The following is an 18,023-nucleotide window of genomic DNA, read 5'->3' as shown; positions in this document are numbered from 1 at the left end:
TAAAAGGAGCGTCAGGCCATGGATGGCGAATACGAAGTGGTGCGCACGGACGAGGAATGGCGCCAGCTGCTGACGCCGGAGCAGTACGCCGTCATGCGCGGCCACGGCACCGAACGGCCGGGCAGTTGCGCCCTGAACCATGAGAAGCGGCCGGGCACCTTCTCCTGCGCCGGCTGCGGCCAGCCGCTGTTCCAGTCCACCCGCAAGTTCGAGAGCGGCACCGGCTGGCCCAGCTTCAACGACCCGGTGGAGGGCTCCGTCGCCACCACGGTGGACCGCAGCTATGGCATGGTACGGACCGAGGTGCATTGCGCCCGCTGCGGCAGCCACCTGGGCCACGTCTTCCCCGACGGCCCGCCGCCCACGCACCTGCGCTATTGCATCAACGGCGTCGCCATGAATTTCGAGGCCGATTGAGATCGCGCGGTTAATGCCGGCCCAGCTTGCCCGCGGCGGGGCCGGCGGCGGCCACGGCCTGTTCCGCGCACTTGGTCAGGGTGTTCTCCTGGCAGGTGACTTCGGTGAACCCCAGCGTCTGGCCTTGGGCGGAGGCGTAGCGGATGGGGAAGGCCAGCTTGTAATGGATGCCCGCGCGCGCCGCCGCGGTGGGGGCCTGCACCACCACGATCAGGGAACTGGCCCGGTGCCCGCTGCTGAGCACGAAGGCGCCGTCGCGGCCGAAGGCCTGAACGACGGCGCCGGCCAGGGCGGCCGTGACGTCGTCATCGCCGCCGCGCAGCACCTCCACCTGGGTGGGCGCGCCGGCCCGGGCAGGGGACCATGCCGGGACGCACAGGACAGCCACGGCCATCGCCGCCGCCACTTTCGTCATCCCGCGCGCATCCATCGCCCTCTCCCTTCCTCAAAGGCCTGCGCGCACAGCTTTACGCGAAACGCTTGTGGGTTTGCCAGAGGTGGCTCCCCATGAAGGGACCGTGCGCCGGCGCCCCTTGACCATACTGCCTATGGCCTTACGTCGCTTGCCGCGGCAAGCGGCTGGCCTGTAGAACGGACTCCGCGCATCGTGACGCCAAGGATACCCGGGATGCCCTCCCGGACGGTTTGGGGCGGGGCCCCCTTCGCAGACGGGGGCTTCGGATTGGGGAAAACATCATGGCATTGGTAAAAACCTCCCGCTTGGCCGGGGCGAAGGGCCGAACCCGCACCCAGGCGGCGGCCGCCGCCACGGCCGAGGCGCCGGTGAAGGCCGCGCCCAAGGCCGTGGCACAGCCAAAGCGCGCGCGCCGGCCCTTGCTGGCCGCTACACGCCAGACGGCGGCGGAACGTATCGCCGCCGCCACCGAGGAATTGGCCGCCGGCGTGGCGGAGGCGTCCGCCGCGGCGGAAGAGCTGCGCCGGTCGCTGGAGCAGATCGCCAGTGCGGCGGAAGAGGCGGCGTCGGCCAGCCACGAATCCCTGGCGGCCGTCGCGGGTATGGCCACCTCGTTCCAGCAGGCGCGGGAGCGGGCGGACAGGGCGCAGACACGCACCCTGGCCCTGCAGACCCAACTGACCGAGGCCGCCGCCCTGATCGAGGCGTCGGTGACGGCGGTGGCTGCCAGCGCTGACCGGCAACTGAAATCGGTCGACATCATTGTCACGCTGGAACGCCACGCCGCCCACATCGGCGACATCACCCGCACGGTGGCGGACATATCCGACCAGACCGGCCTGCTGGCCCTGAACGCCGCCATTGAGGCGGCGCGGGCAGGCGATCACGGCCGGGGCTTCGCCGTGGTGGCGGATGAGGTGCGCGCCTTGTCCGAGACCTCGGAAAAGCGGTCGCGCGACGTCCAGGTCCTGGCCGGCAGCATCACGGATGAGGTGCGCATCGTCGCGGACCGGGTACGCGCGGCGGCGGCCACGGCGACTGCCGAGGCCGCCGAGGGGCGCACCGTCACCACCCAGCTGGAGAGCACCCGCGCCGACCTGGCCGCCCTGGTGGATGGCGCCCAGGCCATCCTGCTGGCGGCGGTGGAGGCGGACGCCGCCGCGCGGGAGGCGCAAAAGGGCGCGGAAAACATCTCCAGCGCGGCGGAGGAACAATCGGCGGCGGCGGCGGAGGCCCAGCGCTCCGTGGCACAGCAGAGCCAGGCGCTGGACCAGAGCCGCCAGGCCGCCGACGCCCTGGCCGCCCTGTCCGAGGGCCTCAGCCTCGAAGGCCAGCGCGACAGCCTGGTGGAAGACGTGGGCGCCATGGCGGAGCAGCTGTCGGCGGCGGTGCAGCAGCTGTCGGGTGCCGCCGGCGAAATCCTGATCGCCATCAACCAGATCAGCCGGGGGGCCCAGATCCAGGCCGCCGCCACCCAGCAGTCCAGCAGCGCCATGGCGCAGATCCAGCGGGCGGCCCAGGCCACCGGCGCCAGCGCCGGTCAGGCGCTGGACCGGATCAGGAACTCGCAAGCCATGCTGGCGCAAGGCCGTGCCACCGTGGGCAGGCTGACCCAGGGCGTGGGCCGGGCCCTGGCCGAAACCCGCGTGGTGATCGACCTGGTCGCCGCGCTGGAGGAAACCGGCCGGCGCATGGAGAAGATCGTGGACGGCATCGCCATCGTGGCGGTGCAGACCACGATGTTGGCCGTCAGCGGATCGGTCGAGGCGGCGCGGGTCGGGGACCAGGGCACGGGCTTCGCCGTTGTTTCCACCGATATCCGCGCCCTAGCACGGGACTCGGGCGAAAACGCCGACCGCGCCAAGGACGTCATCCGCCAGTTCCAGCTGCTGGTGGCGGCCGTGCGCCGCGATCTGGAACAGATCGCCGCCGTGGCCGAGGCCGAGATGCAGAAGAACAAGGAGATCGACGTCCGGCTGGCCGCCATCGCCACCGGCGCGCAGGAGCTGTATGCCGCTGGCAGCGACATCGTCGCCGGCGCCGACGCCATCAGCGGCACGGTACGCGAAGTGTTGGACGGCGTGCAGCAAATCGCCGTGGCGGCGGAACTGGCCGGCGGGGCCGCTATCCAGGCCGCCACCGCCGCCCGGCAGCAAGCCCGCGGCGCGGAAGACTTGGCGGCCGCCATCGAGGAGATCGCGTCGCTGGCCGACGAGTTGCAGAAAGCCGGGTGATGGCTGCTTCCAAAGCGGCCAGGGGCCGCCGCCAGCAAGTGCTGACCTTCCGCGTGGGCGCCAACCGGCTGGCGGCCTCGGCCGCCGACGTGACCGAGGTGCTGCGCCAGGTGCGCGTCACCCGGGTGCCGCACGCGCCGGCCGGCCTGGCCGGCGTCGCCAGCGTGCGCGGCGCCGTCGTGCCCGTGTTGTCGCTGGCCCGCCTGCTGGGTGGAGAGGAGGCCGCGCCCAGCGCCGCCTCCCGCCTTCTGCTGCTGCAGGCGGAGGAGCCCGTGGCGCTGACGGTGGACGAGGTGGGGACGCTGGCCCAGCTTGACGCCGGCGCGGACCAGGCCGCTGGCGGGCTATACGCCCATAAGGACGGCGCCCTGCGCCTGATCGACTTGGCCGAGCTGCTGCGCCGGGAGTTCGCCGGCCTGGTCCGGCGCGGTGCTGGAGCAGGCCCGGCGGAGCCCGCTGCGCCGCGTCGGCAGGCGGCCAAGGATGAGAGCGCCTTCCTGGCCTTCACCCTGGCGGATCAGGCCTACGCCTTGCCTTTGGTGGATGTGGGGGAGGTCATGACCCTGCCGGGCCATCTGGCGACGCTGCCCCGGACCGACGCCGCCATGGTGGGCGCCGTTTCGCTACGGGGCGCCCTTTTGCCCATCGTTTCCCTTCGGGCGCTGCTGGGCCTGGGTATCGCCCCCGGCGATCAGCGCGGCACGCGTGTGGTCGTCGCCCATGTCGGTGGTTCGCGGGTGGGGCTGCTGGTTGACCGGCTGAATTCCATCCTGCGCGTCCCGGCGGACAGTGTGGGCGCCGTGCCGGCGGTGCTGAACCGGGGCCGGGGTGAGGCCCAGATCCAGTCCATCTGCCGTCTGCCGGATGGTCGCGGCCTGGTCTCCCTCCTGTCGGGCGCACGGCTGTTCCGGGATGACACGGTAGCGCATATTCTGGCGGAGGGCGGCCCCGACGCGCAGGAGGCAGCTGACATGAACGTACCTGACGCGAACACTGACGGCCGTGCGACGGCGGGTGACCGGGTGGTGGTCTTCCAGCTGGGGGACGAGGAATACGGCCTGCCCGTGGACGCGGTGGAGGAGGTCGTGCGCCTGCCCGACACCTTGACCCGCGTGCCCAAGGCGCCTGGCTTCATCGAGGGGGTCATGAACCTGCGCGGCCAGGTGCTGCCGGTCATCGACCAGCGCCGCCGGTTTGGCGTGGCCGGGCCCGGCACGGGCCGGCGGCGGGTCATCGTGACCCGCATCAACGGCAAGCTGGCCGGATTCGCCGTGGATGGCGTGTCGGAGATCCTGGCCCTGCCGGCTGGCCGGGTGAGTGAGGCGCCGGATTTCACCCGGCCGGGCGACGCCGAGGGCGCGCCGATGTTCAGCCGCATCGCCAACCTGGAAACGGTGGACGGCGCCGGGCGCATGATCCTGCTGATCGAACCGCAGGCCCTGCTGGACCGGGCGGAGCGTGACCTGTTGGCCGCCCTTGATGCGGCCTTGAAGGGGGACGGTGCCCCGGCGGGGGGCGATGCCATGACCGGTTCGGCCGCCCCGTGACCCGCCTGCTGATCGTCGACGACAGCGCCCTGGTCCGCCGCCTGCTGGGCGACCTGTTCACCGCGGCCGGTGATTTCGAGGTGGCGTTTGCCCGCGATGGGCTGGAGGCGCTGGCCCAGCTGCGGGAGTTCAGTCCCGATGTCATCACCCTGGACGTCCACATGCCGCAGATGGACGGGCTGACCTGCCTGGACCAGATCATGGTGGAACAGCCCCGGCCGGTGGTGATGGTCTCCTCCTTCACCGAGGCGGGGGCCGAGGTGACGCTGGAGGCCATGGCGCTGGGGGCGGTCGATTTCGTCCAGAAGCCGGAGGGGGCCATCTCCCTCAAGATGGACCAATTGGGGCCCGGTCTGGTGGACAAGGTGCGCCAGGCGGCGAGCGCCCGCCTGCGCCGGTCCCACCGCCTGGCCGAGCGCCTGCGCCGGCAGGCGGGCGCCATCGAGGCCAGCGGGCTGGATATCCGCACTATACCCCGGGGCGCCGCCGCCCGGGCCAGGCGCGTCCGGGCGCTGACCGACGCCCCGCCGCAGGAGGCCGAAGGGGTGGCACTGCCTGAAAGGCAGGCGCTGCCCGGCCTGGTGCTCATCGGCTGTTCCACCGGTGGTCCGCCGGCGCTGGATGCCGTGCTGGAGGGATTGCCGGCGGATTTTCCCTGGCCGGTGCTGGTGGCCCAGCACATGCCGGCCACCTTCACCGGCCCGTTGGCGCGCCGCCTGGACCGCCTCTGCGCCCTGACGGTACAGGAAGTGGCGCGCCCCACCCCGCTGGCCCCGGGCAATGTCTACATCGGCCGCGGCGACGCCGACCTGGTCCTGAGCCAGCGCCCCTCCGGCTTGGTGGCGTTGCCTACCCCCGCCAAGGAAGAATACCGCTGGCATCCCAGCATCGACCGCCTGGTCGACAGCGCATTGTCGCTGGTGGAGCCGTGGCGCCTGGTAGGCGTGCTGATGACCGGCATGGGCTATGATGGCGCGGCGGCCATGGCCCGCCTGCATAACGGCGGCGGACGCACCATCGCGGAGTCCGAGGAGAGTGCCGTGGTCTGGGGCATGCCGGGTGAACTGGTCAAGGCGGGTGGCGCGGACGTGGTGGCCCCGCTGGAGGAGATATCCGACCGCCTGGTGCGCATGGTGGCCGGCCGATGAGTCCCGGCCGCCACCAGGGCCCCAACGGCGACGCCCCGCTGCTGAGCGCGTCCGAACTCGCCCGCTTCTGCGAGTTCCTGTATGACCGCACGGGCATGCAGTTCGGAGAGAGCAAGCGGTATTACATCGACCGGCGGGTGGGCCAGCGCATGGCGCTGACGGGGGCCGACAGTTTCACCGACTATTTCAACCGCCTGCACCTGGATCCCGTGGAGTTGGAGCGGCTGATCAACAGCTTCACCATCAACGAAACGTATTTCTACCGCGAAGACCATCAGCTGAAGAGCCTCAGCCGCGACATGCTGCCGGACATCGTTTCCAGGCGGGGGCCGGGCGACAAGCTGCGCCTATGGTCCATCCCCTGCTCGACGGGCGAGGAACCATATTCCATCGCCATCTGGCTGCTGGAGAACTGGGCCATGGTGGACGCCTATCATGTGGAGATCATCGGGTCGGACATCGACACCCAAGCCTTGGAGGAAGCGCGGCGGGGGCGGTACACAGCCAAGTCGATGGCGCGCTTGCCGCCGGATCTACAGCGGGACTATTTCCTGACGTCCAAAGGACGGGGTGGGGTTGAGCAGTTCCAGATCATTCAGGACTTGCGGGAATCCGTGACCTTCACCAACGCCAACCTGATGGATGGGGACGCGCTGGCCATTCACGGCAGGTTCGATGTCATCTTCTGCCGCAACCTGTTGATTTATTTCGACGACCGATCGCGGCGCCAGGCGGTGCGCACCCTGTACGACCGGTTGGTGCCGGGCGGGTATCTGTGCCTGGGCCATTCGGAGTCGCTGGCCCGCCTAAGCGATAGTTTCGACGTGCAGCGTTTCGCCGACGCCGTGGTCTACCAGCGCCCGCGTGATCCCCGTCCAACAAAGGCGGGCCGCGATGGATGAACTGCTGGAACAGTTCCTGATAGAGGGGCCGGAGCAGGTGCAGCAGGCAGGCGAAGCCTTGCTGGCCCTGGAAGGCCGACCGGGTGACACCGCCCTGGTCGACCAGGCCTTTCGCGCCATCCACACGCTCAAGGGCTCGGTCGGCCTGTTCGACCTGCCGGCCATGGGGCGGGTGCTGCACGTGGCGGAGGATCTGCTGGGCGCGTGGCGCGATGGGCGCCGGGCCCTGTCACGGGGCGCCATGGACGCCCTGATCGCGGCCACCGGCCAGACGGAACGCTGGCTGGGCGCCCTGGCGGCGACGGGCGGCGACCTGCCGGCGGACGCCGACGCCGTGGCGGGCGACCTGGTCAGCCGCCTGAGCCGCGCCCTTGACAGCGATGCGCCGGCATCCGCGGCGGCCCAGGCGACGCCCGTCGATACCGCCTGGATCGAGGCCCTGTTCCGGGACCGCGATTTAGACCCCGCCCGCCACCCCACGGTGACGGCCCTGCGCTATGCCCCTGATGCCGGCTGCTATTTCCGCGGGGAGGATCCCGTCGCCTTGGCGCGGGCGGTGCCGGATCTGCTGGCTTTGCGCATCACACGGCGGAATGCCGCGGCGCCTGTGGCGGCCGATGCCTATGATCCCTACGCCTGCGACCTGGTGATTGAACTGTTGTCGGCTGCGGCGCCGGAGGCGGTAAAGGGACCCTTCCGTTTCGTGCCCGACCAAATTCAGCTGCTGTCCTGGTCGCCGCCTCCGTCACCATCCGCGCCCGCGGCGCCGCCAGTCCTGGCGGAGGGGCCCCGCAGCCTGAGGGTGGAGGCCGGACGTATCGACGCCCTGGCCCAGCTGGTGGATGAGCTGGTGGTGGCCAAGAACGCGCTGTCCGATCTGGCGGGGCAGATGGCCGACGGATTGGCGCCGCAAGCGGCGGCGCAAATCCTGGGGGACCGCCAGGCGGCGCTGGACCGGCTGGTCGGGCGCCTGCATCGCACGGTGATGGGCATACGCCTGGTGCCCATCCTGCCCTTGCTGCGCCGCTTCCCCCGGGTGGTGCGCGAAACCGCGACCGCCTTGGGCAAGGAGGTCGACCTGGCGGTCGATGGCCAGGATGTCCAGGTCGACAAGGCCATCGCCGAGGGGTTGTTCGAACCCCTGACCCATTTGCTGCGCAACGCCGTCGACCACGGCATCGAGCCGGCGGCGGAGCGTGCGGCGGCGGGCAAGCCCGCCCGCGCCCTGATCAGCCTGGTCGCCCGGCGCGAGGGCGACCACGTCGTCATCGACGTGGCGGACGATGGGCGGGGCATGGACCCGGCCCGCATCCGCCAGGCCGCCGCCGCGCGCGGGCTATTGCCCGACCGCATGCTGGACTCCCTGGCCGACGACCAGGTGCTGGACCTGGTGTTCCGTCCCGGCTTCTCGACCGCCCAGGCGGTGACCGACCTGTCCGGCCGCGGGGTGGGCATGGACGCCGTACGCGCCGCGGTCGGCCGCCTGGGCGGCAGCGTCGGCATCAGCAGTGCCTCCGGCCAAGGTACGACGGTGCGCCTGGTCCTGCCCCTGAACCTGGTGCTGACCAAGGTAATGGTCGTGGCGGTGGCGGAGGAACGCTACGGCATCCCCATGGACGGCATCGTTGAAACGGCGCGCGTGGACCCGGCCCGCGTCCGGCCCATTCGCGCCGGGCGGGCCTTCGTGCTGCGCGACACGGCCGTACCGCTCCTGTCCCTGGCGGCGTTGCTGGGGCTGCCGGAAGAGTCGTGGACGGATGGGGAACCGTGCCGGGCGGTGGTGGCGCGGGTGGGCGGCGACTTGGTGGCGGTTAAGGTTGACGCTTTCGTCGGTCGCCGCGACGTTGTGTTGCGGCCCCTGACCGGCCTGCTATCCGCGATGCCGGGCCTGTTGGGGACAACTCTTTTGGGGGATGGGCACGTGCTGATGATCCTGGACGTGCCCGGCCTGATCGCCGCCGCGCCCGGCGATACGGCGCCGGTGGGGCAGGGGGCGCCATGACGGTGGAGGTGGCGGGGAATGTGATCCGCCTGCGAGGCGTTTGCGCCGCCGAGGACGCGGAAACCTTGCTGTCGCGGCTGCAGGCGGCGCCCGAGTCCGAAATCGACGTCACCGCCTGCCGCCACCTGCACGGCGCCGTTGTCCAGGTTTTGCTCGCTTTTCGGCCTAATGTACGCGGTATGGCCGAAGATATATTTCTCCGCGATTGGGTCATACCCAATTTGGCGGCGCCGCGGTAAGTCTTTCGCAGACAAGATTACTGGGCGCGCGCTATACATATTTGGTCACTGGCCGGGCGCGAAAAGACCGATAACTTGCTGGTGACGATAATAGGCAGATTGGATGACTTGGGCGGGATGGTTGAAATGGGTACTACGGTCTTAATCGTCGATGATAGCAAACTAGCGCGCATCGTCGTGGCCAAGGCTATCGCGGCGCTGCAGCCCGGTTGGACAAAGGTCGAGGCGGGCAATGCCGACGAGGCGTTGGCCATCCTGCGCGATGGTCAAGTCGACCTCGCCATCCTGGACTTCAACATGCCCGGCCGAAATGGATTGGAATTGGCGGAGCATATGCGACATCGCTACCCGGACATGCCCATAGCGCTTGCGACCGCCAATGTGCAGGACGAGGTGATCGCCCGCGCCCGCGCGGCCAACGCCACCTTCGTCAGCAAGCCCATCACCGAAGATGGGATCCGGGACTTCCTGTCCGGCGCGGCCTTGAAGCTGCGCGCGGTGCACGGATGAACCAAACCCCCCATATCCTGGAGGAGTTGGAGAACGACGCGCTGACCGAACTGGTCAACATCGGTGTCAGCCGCGCGGCCGTCAGCCTGCGCAAGATGGTGGGCAACCAGGTGACGCTGTCGGTGCCGTCGGTGGAGGTGGTGGGGCGCAAGTTGGCCGCCACCCTGATCCAGGAGCGGGAAAGCGATGAACTGGTGGCCGTTCGCCAGGATTTCACCGGCGCCTTCAACGGCCGCGCCCTGCTGATCTTCCCTGAGTCCAACAGCCTGGAACTGGTCCGCGCCGTCACACAGGATGAGCTGTCTCGGACGGAGATGGTGGACATCGAGGAGGAGGCCCTGGCCGAGACGGGCAATGTCGTTCTGAACGGCTGCCTGGCCACCATGGCCAACATCCTTCAGCGGCCCCTGACCATGTCGTTGCCGCAGGTGCTGCGCGGCGATGGGCAGATCCTGTTCGAACTGGCGGAAAAACACGATGACGATGGCGTCGTCCTGTTCCTGTACATCAATTTCGCCATCAGCGGCCGGGACATCCGGGGCTATATCGCCATGCTGATGGATCTGCCGTCGTTGCAGTCGCTGAAGGAGCTGATCGGCGAATTCATCGCGCGGGTGGTGGGCACGGACGGTGGCGATGCCCACTGACGGTCTTGCCTCTGGCGCCGGGGGGAGGGGACGGGCATGACCGGCCGAGCGGAGGCTGTGATCGTGATGGAGCGGGACGGCGGGGTTTTGCCGGAGGTGCGGGCGCTGTGCGGCCCGCTGCTGGACGCGCTGGTCCAGTCCGGCATGCCCTTGACCATCACCGACCATCGCCGGCCGGGCGAGCCGCTGGTTTTCGCCAATCCCGCGTTCGAACGCCTGACCGGCCACGCCTTTAGCGGCCTGGCCAACCGGCCTTTCGGCTTCCTGGCCGCCGCCGATGCCGACCCCGCCATCCTGGCCGGGATCGAGGAGGCTTTGGCCGCCGACCGGCCGCTGACGGCCGATCTGCGGGTGATGCGCAAGGATGGTACCATTTTTTGGGACCGCCTGCGGCTGACCCCGGTCGTGGATGGTCAGGGCACCACGCCCTATTTCCTGTGGACCCACTGTGACCAGACCGTTGAGCTCGCCCGCATGGAGGTGGAGGCCGAGCTGGCCGCCAGCCGCCAGGCGCTGGCCAACGCCAAGGAACGGGCGCGCCTGGCCCAGGCCGTGGGCGGCACCGCCGGCGCCTGGGAATGGGACGTGGCCGACGGCCGGCTTTATGCCGACGCCCGCTTCGCCGAGCTGTACGGCCTGGATCCGGTGGCCGCCGGCAATGGCCTGTCCACCGACGCCTTCTTCGATTCAATCCATACCGACGACCGCATGCGCATCCGCATCGCCGTGGCCGGGGTGATGCATGGCGCCGACATCTTCGCCAAGGACTACCGGGTGGTGGGCCGTGACGGCACGGTGCGCTGGGTCTCGGCCCGCGGGGGGGCCGACCGCACCGCCGACGGGGCGGCGCGCCGCTTCCGTGGCGTGCTGGCCGACATCACCGAGCAGAAGCGGGTGGAGGAACAGCTGCGCGTGGCCCAGACCGCCGGCGGCGTGGGCACGTTCGAGTATATCAGCGGCTTCGGCACCGTATCCGTGTCCGAGCAGTTCTGTCGCCTGCTGGGCCTGCACCCGACCACGGCCCTGCCGGTACGCACCGTCAATGCCGTAGTGCTGGCCGATGATGCCCCCCTGATCACCAGCCTGGAAGGCGGGGAGACGGCGCCTCCCTACCGCGAGTTTCGCATCCGCAGGCCCGATACGGGGGAGATCCGCTGGCTGGCCCAGCGGGGGGAGCACCGCCGCGACGGCAAGCGCGACCGCGAAGGGCGCCAGGGATCGGGCAGCCGCTTCATCGGCGTGATCTACGACATCACCGCGTCCAAGGATGCGGAGGAAAAGCTGCGCCAGTTCGCGGAGACGCTGGAGGCGCGGGTGGAGGAGCGCACGCGGGAGCGTGACCGCGTCTGGAACAACTCGCGTGACCTGCTGGTCATCATCGGCGCCGATGGCATCTGCCGGGCGGTCAGCCCCTCATGGACCGCCATCCTGGGCCATGAGACGGAAGAGGTCGTGGGCCGCCAAGTGCAGGACTTCGTCCACGCCGACGACATGGTGGGGACGGCGGAGGCGCTGATGGGCGCCCTTCATGACCAGAACCTGACCAATTTTGAGAACCGCCAGTTGCACAAGGACGGCAGTCTGCGCTGGATCTCCTGGAACACGTCCAAGGAAGGTGACCTGGTCTACGCCTACGGTCGCGACATCACCGAGGACAAACAGCGCGCCGACATGCTGCGCCAGACGGAAGAGCAGCTGCGCCAGGCCCAGAAGATGGAGGCCGTGGGCCAGCTGACCGGCGGGTTGGCCCACGACTTCAATAACATGCTGATGGGCGTCATCGGCGGCCTGGACATCGTGCGCCGCCGCATTTCCCAGGGGCGGCTGAACGACCTGGACCGGTTCATGGACGCCTCCATGGCCTCAGCCCAGCGGGCGGCGGCCCTGACCCATCGCCTGCTTGCCTTCTCGCGCCGGCAGTCGCTGGACCCCAAGCCCATCGACGTCAACGGCCTGGTGCGCTCCATGGAAGACCTGCTGCGCCGGACTTTGGGCGAGCAGATCGAGCTGCGCATCACCGTGGCGGAGAACCTGACGGCGGCCCGCAGTGACGTGAACCAACTGGAAAGCGCCATCCTCAACCTGGCGATCAACGCGCGCGACGCCATGCCCGACGGCGGCATCCTGACCATCGAGACCAGCCGCGCCACCCTGGACCGGTCCTACACCAACCGGCACGACGGCCTGTCGCCCGGCGACTATGTCATGATCCGGGTCAGCGATACCGGCATGGGCATGCCGCCCGATGTGGTGGCGAAGGCCTTCGATCCCTTCTTCACCACCAAGCCTATCGGCCAGGGCACGGGCCTGGGCCTGTCCATGATCTATGGTTTCGTGAAGCAGACGGGTGGCCATGTGCGCATCGACAGCGAGCCCTGGCGCGGCACGGCCATCACCCTGTACCTGCCGTGCGACGGTGGCGCCAACGCCCAGGATGGCGGCCTGGCCGGCATGGGCGAGACTCCGGAAGGGGCGGGGGAAATCGTCCTGGTGGTGGAGGACGACGATTCCGTGCGGCTGCTGGTCCTGGATGTGCTGCAGGAACTGGGGTACACCGCCCTGCACGCGGCGGACGGGCGCGGTGCGCTGAGCGTCATCGAATCGTCCAGCCAGATCGACCTGCTGATCACCGATGTCGGCCTGCCGGGCTTGAACGGCCGGCAATTGGCGGAGATCGCGCGCCGGCGGCGGCCCAACCTGCCGGTTCTGTTCGTCACGGGGTACGCCGCCAACGCCGCCGTGCGCGGCGATTTCCTGGAGCCGGGCATGGACATGGTGATGAAGCCCTTCGCCATGGACGAACTGGCGGCCAAGATCCGCGGCATCCTGGAAGAGCGGCAGGTACTGGCGGCCGCTCCTCCTTAACGGGTGTTTTGTTGGATTGAATTCCGTATAGGTTGCGACCCGGCCTGCTTTCCGGCATACCAGGCTCCAGCGGATTAAACCCTGGGGGCTGGGATGCGGACGAATTTGATCATGGGCGCGGTGGCTTTGCTGGTGCTGGCCGGCTGCGCCGCCACGGGACAAGGAACGGGTGGCTCGGGATCGGCCGGGCCGGGCACCAATGCCACGCCGGCCGAGCTTTTCGCCCGCTCCCTGAACGCGGCGGCCGTGGCGCGGCCCGACCTGATCGGGCCGGAACTGGTGCGCATCGTGCCCGATGCCCCCCAGGCATCCTGGGCCAAGCTGATGTGGCGTGATGGACCGCATGGGCGCCAGGTGCTGGTGGCCTCGACCATGGCCACCGCGGCTTATGAGAAATATTATGCCGGGAAGGCCGGCGGCACCTCGCCCGACAGCTGGGGCACCATGTGGGTGACGGCCGTGCCGCAGCTGCAGGAGTTCTGCGCCGGTGCCACCGGTGATGCAGCCGCCAAAACCGAACGGGTGAAACAGTATCTGGGCCTGGACCCATCCCGCGATTATTCCGAGGTGGTGGAGATGTGGGTGGCGCCCGAGGCGTTGGCCCGCCCGTGTCCGGACACCGATGTGACGGCCGCCCACTGCACCCTGGACACCTCTTCCACCGCGGCACGGCCCACCTGCACCGCCGGTGACGCCGCTTGCCTGGAGACGCAGGGCTATTGGGATTGGTTCGCCCGCAACATGCGCGTGAATTATGTCGAGGGCGGCGCGCCCTGGACCCGCCTGGGGTACACCTATGACTGGCATCCCCAGGCTGGCGGGTCCGACGGCGCCGTGCGCTACGGCGCCAGCGAGTTCATCCTGAAGCCCAGCCGCCCCTATGACATCCGCGCCGCCTACACCCTCGCCGACTATTGCCGCAAGCCGGCGGCCTGAGGCCCACGGAGGGCGGCGCCATGTGGCACAATCGCTGGACGGAAAAGCCGTCCTATGAGGAGGCGCTGGCGCTGACCGGCCTCATGAAGACCTTGGCGGCGTTCAACCCGCGCGTCGCGGGCACGCCGCCCCTGGGCCTGGATCTGCCGTCCAGTGACATCGACATCCTGTGCCATGCCCGGGACGCGACCGCCCTTGCCACGGCGCTATGGACTATGGGCGCGGACTGGGAGGATTTCACTCTGCACCAATGGCGGCGGGCGCCGCGGCCGATCATCGCCCGTTTCCGGGCCCACGGCTGGGCCTTCGAGGTTTTCGGAAGCCCCGAGCCGGTGGAGATGCAGGCGGGATGGCGGCACTTCATGGTGGAGGCGCGCTTGCTGTCCCTGGGCGGTCCGGCCCTACGCGCCGCCGTCATGGCGGCCCGGCTGGACGGACTGAAGACCGAACCCGCCTTTGCGCAGGTGCTGAAGCTGCGGGGCGACCCTTATGCCGCCCTTCTGCTGTTGGCGGCCGCGCCCGAAGACCGGCTGTCGGCCCTGGTGGCCGCCGCTGGCTTCATTCCGGCATCACGGGGGTTGCTGACCGGCGGGCGCTGAGCGTGGCGCCGATGGAGGCGACCATGATGGTGGCGATGGCCAGCCAGTGGAGGGGCGACAGCGCCTCGCCCAGAAGCGCCATGGCCATCAGGGCGCCCACCGCCGGCTCCGCACTGGTCAGCGTGCTGAAGGTCTGGGCCGGCAGGCGGCGCATCGCGAACATTTCCAGCGTGTAGGGCAGGGCGCTGGACAGGGCCCCCACCATGACGGCACTGCCCAGGATGGCCGGCTGGAACAGGGTGGCGGCCCCGGTCTGCGCGATCCCGATAGGCAGCACCAGGGTGGCGGCGATCAGCGTGCCCGCCGCTGTCGCCTGGGTGCCATGGGCGCCGCCCACCTTCTTGCCGGCGACGATGTACAGCGCCCAGAACACGCCCGCCCCCAGGGCGCAGGCGATGCCGTACGGGTCCAGCTGCGCCGCCGACCGCTCCAGCGGCAGCAGCAGCGCCAGCCCCGCCACGGCCAACCCTATCCATAGGAAATCGACCCGGCGGCGGGATGACAGCAGCGCCAGGCCCAGCGGCCCCGTGAACTCCACCGCGATGGCGATGCCCACCGGTATGGTCTGCAGCGCCTGGTAGAACAGGAAATTCATCGCCCCCATGGCGCCGCCGTAAACCAGCAGCGGCCGCCAGCTGTTCCGCGTCAGCCGCAGGCGCCAAGGCCGCAGCAGCAGGGTCAGCATAAGGGCCGCCGTCGTCAGGCGCAGGGCCGTGGTGCCCTGCGGGCCCGTCACCGGGAACAGGGTCTTGGCGATGGACGCGCCCGTCGTGACCGATATCATGGCGGCGAACACAGCCACCGTGGGCAGGATCGAGATCAGGCGATCGACCCCCTGGGTGGAGGGGGGAAGGGTGGTGTCGTGGGACATGGGAGAGATCGACGATCAAAAGGCGGTGCCAGGACGCCTGAGGCTCAAGCGTCACGATAGTTTAGTGATGCGGCTGGTCTAAACGTGTCGATTATGGCCGATTCATGATAATTTTTATCACGCACCATACGCATGGCCCATAAATGATATCGCCTGAGCTGGACGCCATCGATGCCAAGCTGCTGGAGCAGCTGCAGGGCGACGCCCGCCTGCCCATGCCGGTGCTGGCCGAACGGGTGGGGTTGTCCGGTCCGGCCTGTTACCGCCGTGTTCGCCGCTTGCGCGAGATCGGCGCCATTGAGCGTGAGGTCGCCATCATCCGACCGCGCACGCTGGGCTGGCCTTTGACCATGGTGGTGCTGGTGACCTTGGAGCGCGACAGCGGCCGCGCCACCGACGCCGGCGGCGGTCACATCATCGACCAGTTCATGCGCAAGATCGCCGCCGTACCGGAGGTGGTGGAGGCCTGGTACGTCACCGGCGACCACGACTTCGCCCTGCGCGTTGTCGCCCGCGACATGGAAGGCTATGACGATCTGACCCGGCGTATGCTGCTGTCTGACGAAAACGTCCGCACTTTCAAGACTTTGGTCGTCATGCGGCAAGCCAAGCCGCTAAGCCCCGTCCCGGCCGACCTGCCGGCTTAGATATAATTTCCATAACGTATCTTATCGGTTTTTGGTATGTAAGCGCAAAGTTAAACTGTCAGTCCAGAGCAAAGTAGAAGTGTCAGTCTCCTGGTTGGGTGGTGCCGGCTGGGAGGTTGGTGATGGGCTGGGTGGTGATGAGCGACCGGGAAGTTCGGCGGGTGGAGGTTCTTGGGGATGTGGTTGGCGGCCGTCTGACGGCGTCGTCCGCTGCGGCTGTTCTGGGCTTGAGCGAGCGGCAGGTATGGCGCTTGCTGCGCCGGTCTCTCGGTTGCGGCGCCATCGCCTCTCCGGCGCCGCCTGTTTCGATCAAGGTTCGCGCCAGATGTCAGCCGGCCGTGGGGAACAGGGCGTGGAGGACGGCGGCCTTCCTCTGCAGATACTGGCCTATGATCCCTTCCAGATCATAGGCCGTCCAGTCAACCTCCATCGCCCGGGCGTAATGCGTCAGGGTGTTCACGGCGTGGAAGAAGTGATTCTTCTCGGTCCCGCCGCAATGCACCGTGATCCAGCGCAGCGGCCGGGCGGTGTCCTCTTCGGTGTAATGGTACTGATCGACCAGCCAGCGCTTGAACAGCGGCAGGATGAACTCGACTTCGCCATGGGTGTAGATCTCGTGCGTCAGCGTGGTCAGCAAGCCCAACGCGATGTCAGGCTCCCGCAGGGACATATGGTCCTTCCACTTCTTGAAATCGGCGGCGGTTGGGTCGATGTGGCGGGTCTGCAGCCAGGCGTCGTCGCCGACGATGCTGGTCGCCATGGTGTGGAACAGCTGCGAATGGAGGACCTTGTGCGTCACCGCCAGGTCTTCATCGATGATGCGATGCAGGGCGACCAGGCTTTGCAGCAGGGCGTGGGAGTCGATCACCGGTTCGCCGCGATACAGCTTCAGGGTCAATCGATTGCTGATGCCGGCGACCGTCATGGCGCTGTTGTTTGTCTGGCTCCAACTGGCGAAGAACCGGCGCAGGACGTCAGGGTCCTGCTTGCCCGCCGTCAGGATACTGAATCCCCTCTCGATGGCGGCGAAGTCGGCCGGGCAGTTCGAAAAGCCCTTCAGCAACGGTTCCCGGAACGGCCCGTCAGGCATGGTCCGCAGCACGGGCAAGATATGAGTGCTCAGGCTTTCCATGAAAGAATCCCCCCAAACAGAATGGTGCGCGCCGTTGGTGGCGCGGAATTGCATTAAGCGGGTAGCAGGAAGGGTGGATTAACATAAATTACGGCAGAAGTCCGCTAGTCATGCCGATTATTATTTGCCATTTATTACGGAGTATTATTTTGATACCGACAATTGTTTCGGCAAACTTGTGTATGATCCGTGTCCTTTATCATCAAATATCGGACTCCCCTCCCCTCAACACCGCCGGGTCATCCTGTAGCGCCTGATGCAGACGGCGGACCGCGACATGGGCGCCGGTGATGGTGATGTCTGGCCCATCCACGCGCACCTCCACCGCACTCTCCCGCCACGCCAACCAACTCAGGCACCAGGGGACGGCCAAGCGGTACAAGATGCGATCGCCGGCGCGTTCGGCCGGCTGGTACTTGATGCCTGCCAGGATGGCCGTGGCCTTGGCGGCCACGATGCCGGGATAAGCCGCTGTCAGCCGCCACCGGAACGGTAGAACCTCATAAGGCGCCCGCAGGGACCCGGCCAAGCTGCCGATCAAGGTGCCGGCAATGACATCCGCATGCAGCGGGCCCTGGCCGGCCAGGCGCAACAGGCCGTTGAAGATCATCAGGCCCACGGTTACACCTGCCAGGGTGCCGACGCTGTGACACAGCAGTTGGCGCAGGGACTGGAAGATCAGGACCTGACGCCATCGGGGCAGAAGGCACTGCATGTTCGACCTGCCGTTCCTTTCAGCCGGTGCTTACGTCATGGATAGCCGAACCTAATAGGTTTTGCAACTATACCGTTTATAGAGGCTTCTAGAACACCTGCCTGATCCCCACCGGGCCATACCTTGATATGATGGTTTTAGCGGGCGCGAGGGGCCATGGATGGCGGCGCGGGCATCACGCCAAACAAGGGGGCGGG

At 68.3% G+C, this 18,023-nt stretch carries 17 protein-coding genes; 13 read left to right on the top strand and 4 right to left on the bottom strand.

Translation table 11 applies throughout. The features are described from left to right. Window positions 1-18 precede the first annotated feature (18 nt). Window positions 19-417 (top strand): peptide-methionine (R)-S-oxide reductase MsrB, encoded by a 399-nt coding sequence (gene msrB / locus FBZ87_RS09060; RefSeq protein ID WP_040847084.1) that lies wholly within the window; start codon window positions 19-21, stop codon window positions 415-417. A gap of 10 nt (window positions 418-427) precedes the next feature. On the opposite strand, the gene FBZ87_RS09055 is transcribed toward msrB, so the two are convergent. Beyond that, the gene (locus tag FBZ87_RS09055) at window positions 428-832 is read right to left on the bottom strand and encodes a hypothetical protein (protein ID WP_145610025.1); all 405 of its coding nucleotides are present in this window, start codon (window positions 830-832) and stop codon (window positions 428-430) included. Window positions 833-1,113: 281 nt separating this feature from the next. Here FBZ87_RS09055 and FBZ87_RS09050 point away from each other — a divergent pair, with 281 nt between their 5' ends. The 11 genes from FBZ87_RS09050 to FBZ87_RS09000 all read left to right on the top strand — a co-directional run bounded on the left by FBZ87_RS09050 (window position 1,114) and on the right by FBZ87_RS09000 (window position 14,461). Continuing rightward, window positions 1,114-3,066, top strand: coding sequence for a methyl-accepting chemotaxis protein (locus FBZ87_RS09050; RefSeq protein ID WP_145610024.1), 1,953 nt, complete (start codon window positions 1,114-1,116; stop codon window positions 3,064-3,066). Beyond that, the gene (locus FBZ87_RS09045) at window positions 3,066-4,613 is read left to right on the top strand and encodes a chemotaxis protein CheW (RefSeq protein ID WP_145610023.1); all 1,548 of its coding nucleotides are present in this window, start codon (window positions 3,066-3,068) and stop codon (window positions 4,611-4,613) included. Before FBZ87_RS09050 ends, FBZ87_RS09045 begins: the two co-directional genes overlap by 1 nt. After that, a complete protein-coding gene (gene cheB, locus FBZ87_RS09040) occupies window positions 4,610-5,761 on the top strand; it encodes a chemotaxis-specific protein-glutamate methyltransferase CheB (RefSeq protein WP_145610022.1) in 1,152 nt (383 codons plus the stop codon). The genes FBZ87_RS09045 and cheB overlap by 4 nt, the downstream gene beginning before the upstream one ends. Further along, entirely contained in the window at window positions 5,758-6,663 is a 906-nt protein-coding gene (locus tag FBZ87_RS09035) for a CheR family methyltransferase (protein ID WP_246134311.1), read from the top strand. The genes cheB and FBZ87_RS09035 overlap by 4 nt, the downstream gene beginning before the upstream one ends. Then, the gene (locus FBZ87_RS09030; RefSeq protein ID WP_145610021.1) at window positions 6,656-8,665 is read left to right on the top strand and encodes a chemotaxis protein CheA; all 2,010 of its coding nucleotides are present in this window, start codon (window positions 6,656-6,658) and stop codon (window positions 8,663-8,665) included. The genes FBZ87_RS09035 and FBZ87_RS09030 overlap by 8 nt, the downstream gene beginning before the upstream one ends. Then, the gene (locus FBZ87_RS09025) at window positions 8,662-8,904 is read left to right on the top strand and encodes a hypothetical protein (protein ID WP_145610020.1); all 243 of its coding nucleotides are present in this window, start codon (window positions 8,662-8,664) and stop codon (window positions 8,902-8,904) included. The genes FBZ87_RS09030 and FBZ87_RS09025 overlap by 4 nt, the downstream gene beginning before the upstream one ends. Before the next feature lie 126 nt (window positions 8,905-9,030). Next, on the top strand, window positions 9,031-9,414 hold the full coding sequence (locus FBZ87_RS09020; RefSeq protein ID WP_145610019.1) for a response regulator: 384 nt from the start codon (window positions 9,031-9,033) through the stop codon (window positions 9,412-9,414). Next, entirely contained in the window at window positions 9,411-10,061 is a 651-nt protein-coding gene (locus tag FBZ87_RS09015; RefSeq protein WP_145610018.1) for a chemotaxis protein CheX, read from the top strand. The genes FBZ87_RS09020 and FBZ87_RS09015 overlap by 4 nt, the downstream gene beginning before the upstream one ends. 36 nt (window positions 10,062-10,097) lie before the next feature. Then, a complete protein-coding gene (locus tag FBZ87_RS09010; protein WP_145610017.1) occupies window positions 10,098-12,926 on the top strand; it encodes a hybrid sensor histidine kinase/response regulator in 2,829 nt (942 codons plus the stop codon). Between the two features lie 93 nt (window positions 12,927-13,019). Further along, window positions 13,020-13,862: a hypothetical protein gene (locus FBZ87_RS09005; protein WP_145610016.1), complete on the top strand. Its 843-nt coding sequence runs from the start codon at window positions 13,020-13,022 to the stop codon at window positions 13,860-13,862. Between the two features lie 20 nt (window positions 13,863-13,882). Next, window positions 13,883-14,461: a DUF4269 domain-containing protein gene (locus FBZ87_RS09000; protein ID WP_145610015.1), complete on the top strand. Its 579-nt coding sequence runs from the start codon at window positions 13,883-13,885 to the stop codon at window positions 14,459-14,461. Here FBZ87_RS09000 and FBZ87_RS08995 read toward each other — a convergent pair. Next, the gene (locus FBZ87_RS08995) at window positions 14,421-15,332 is read right to left on the bottom strand and encodes an EamA family transporter (RefSeq protein ID WP_145610014.1); all 912 of its coding nucleotides are present in this window, start codon (window positions 15,330-15,332) and stop codon (window positions 14,421-14,423) included. The two genes, FBZ87_RS09000 and FBZ87_RS08995, sit on opposite strands and share 41 nt — an antisense overlap. 143 nt (window positions 15,333-15,475) lie before the next feature. On the opposite strand from FBZ87_RS08995, the gene FBZ87_RS08990 reads away from it, so the two are divergent. Further along, entirely contained in the window at window positions 15,476-15,979 is a 504-nt protein-coding gene (locus tag FBZ87_RS08990) for an Lrp/AsnC family transcriptional regulator (protein ID WP_145610013.1), read from the top strand. 328 nt (window positions 15,980-16,307) lie between these two features. On the opposite strand, the gene FBZ87_RS08985 is transcribed toward FBZ87_RS08990, so the two are convergent. Further along, complete coding sequence (locus tag FBZ87_RS08985) at window positions 16,308-17,111, bottom strand: hypothetical protein (protein ID WP_145610012.1); 804 nt, start codon at window positions 17,109-17,111, stop codon at window positions 16,308-16,310. Window positions 17,112-17,313: 202 nt separating this feature from the next. Further along, entirely contained in the window at window positions 17,314-17,826 is a 513-nt protein-coding gene (locus tag FBZ87_RS08980; protein ID WP_145610011.1) for a hypothetical protein, read from the bottom strand. Window positions 17,827-18,023: the final 197 nt, after the last annotated feature.

Source organism: Nitrospirillum amazonense (assembly GCF_007828035.1).
Lineage (GTDB): Bacteria > Pseudomonadota > Alphaproteobacteria > Azospirillales > Azospirillaceae > Nitrospirillum > Nitrospirillum amazonense.
The sequence above is the reverse complement of the archived record's forward strand: the minus strand, read 5'-3'. Positions and strand labels throughout refer to the sequence as shown.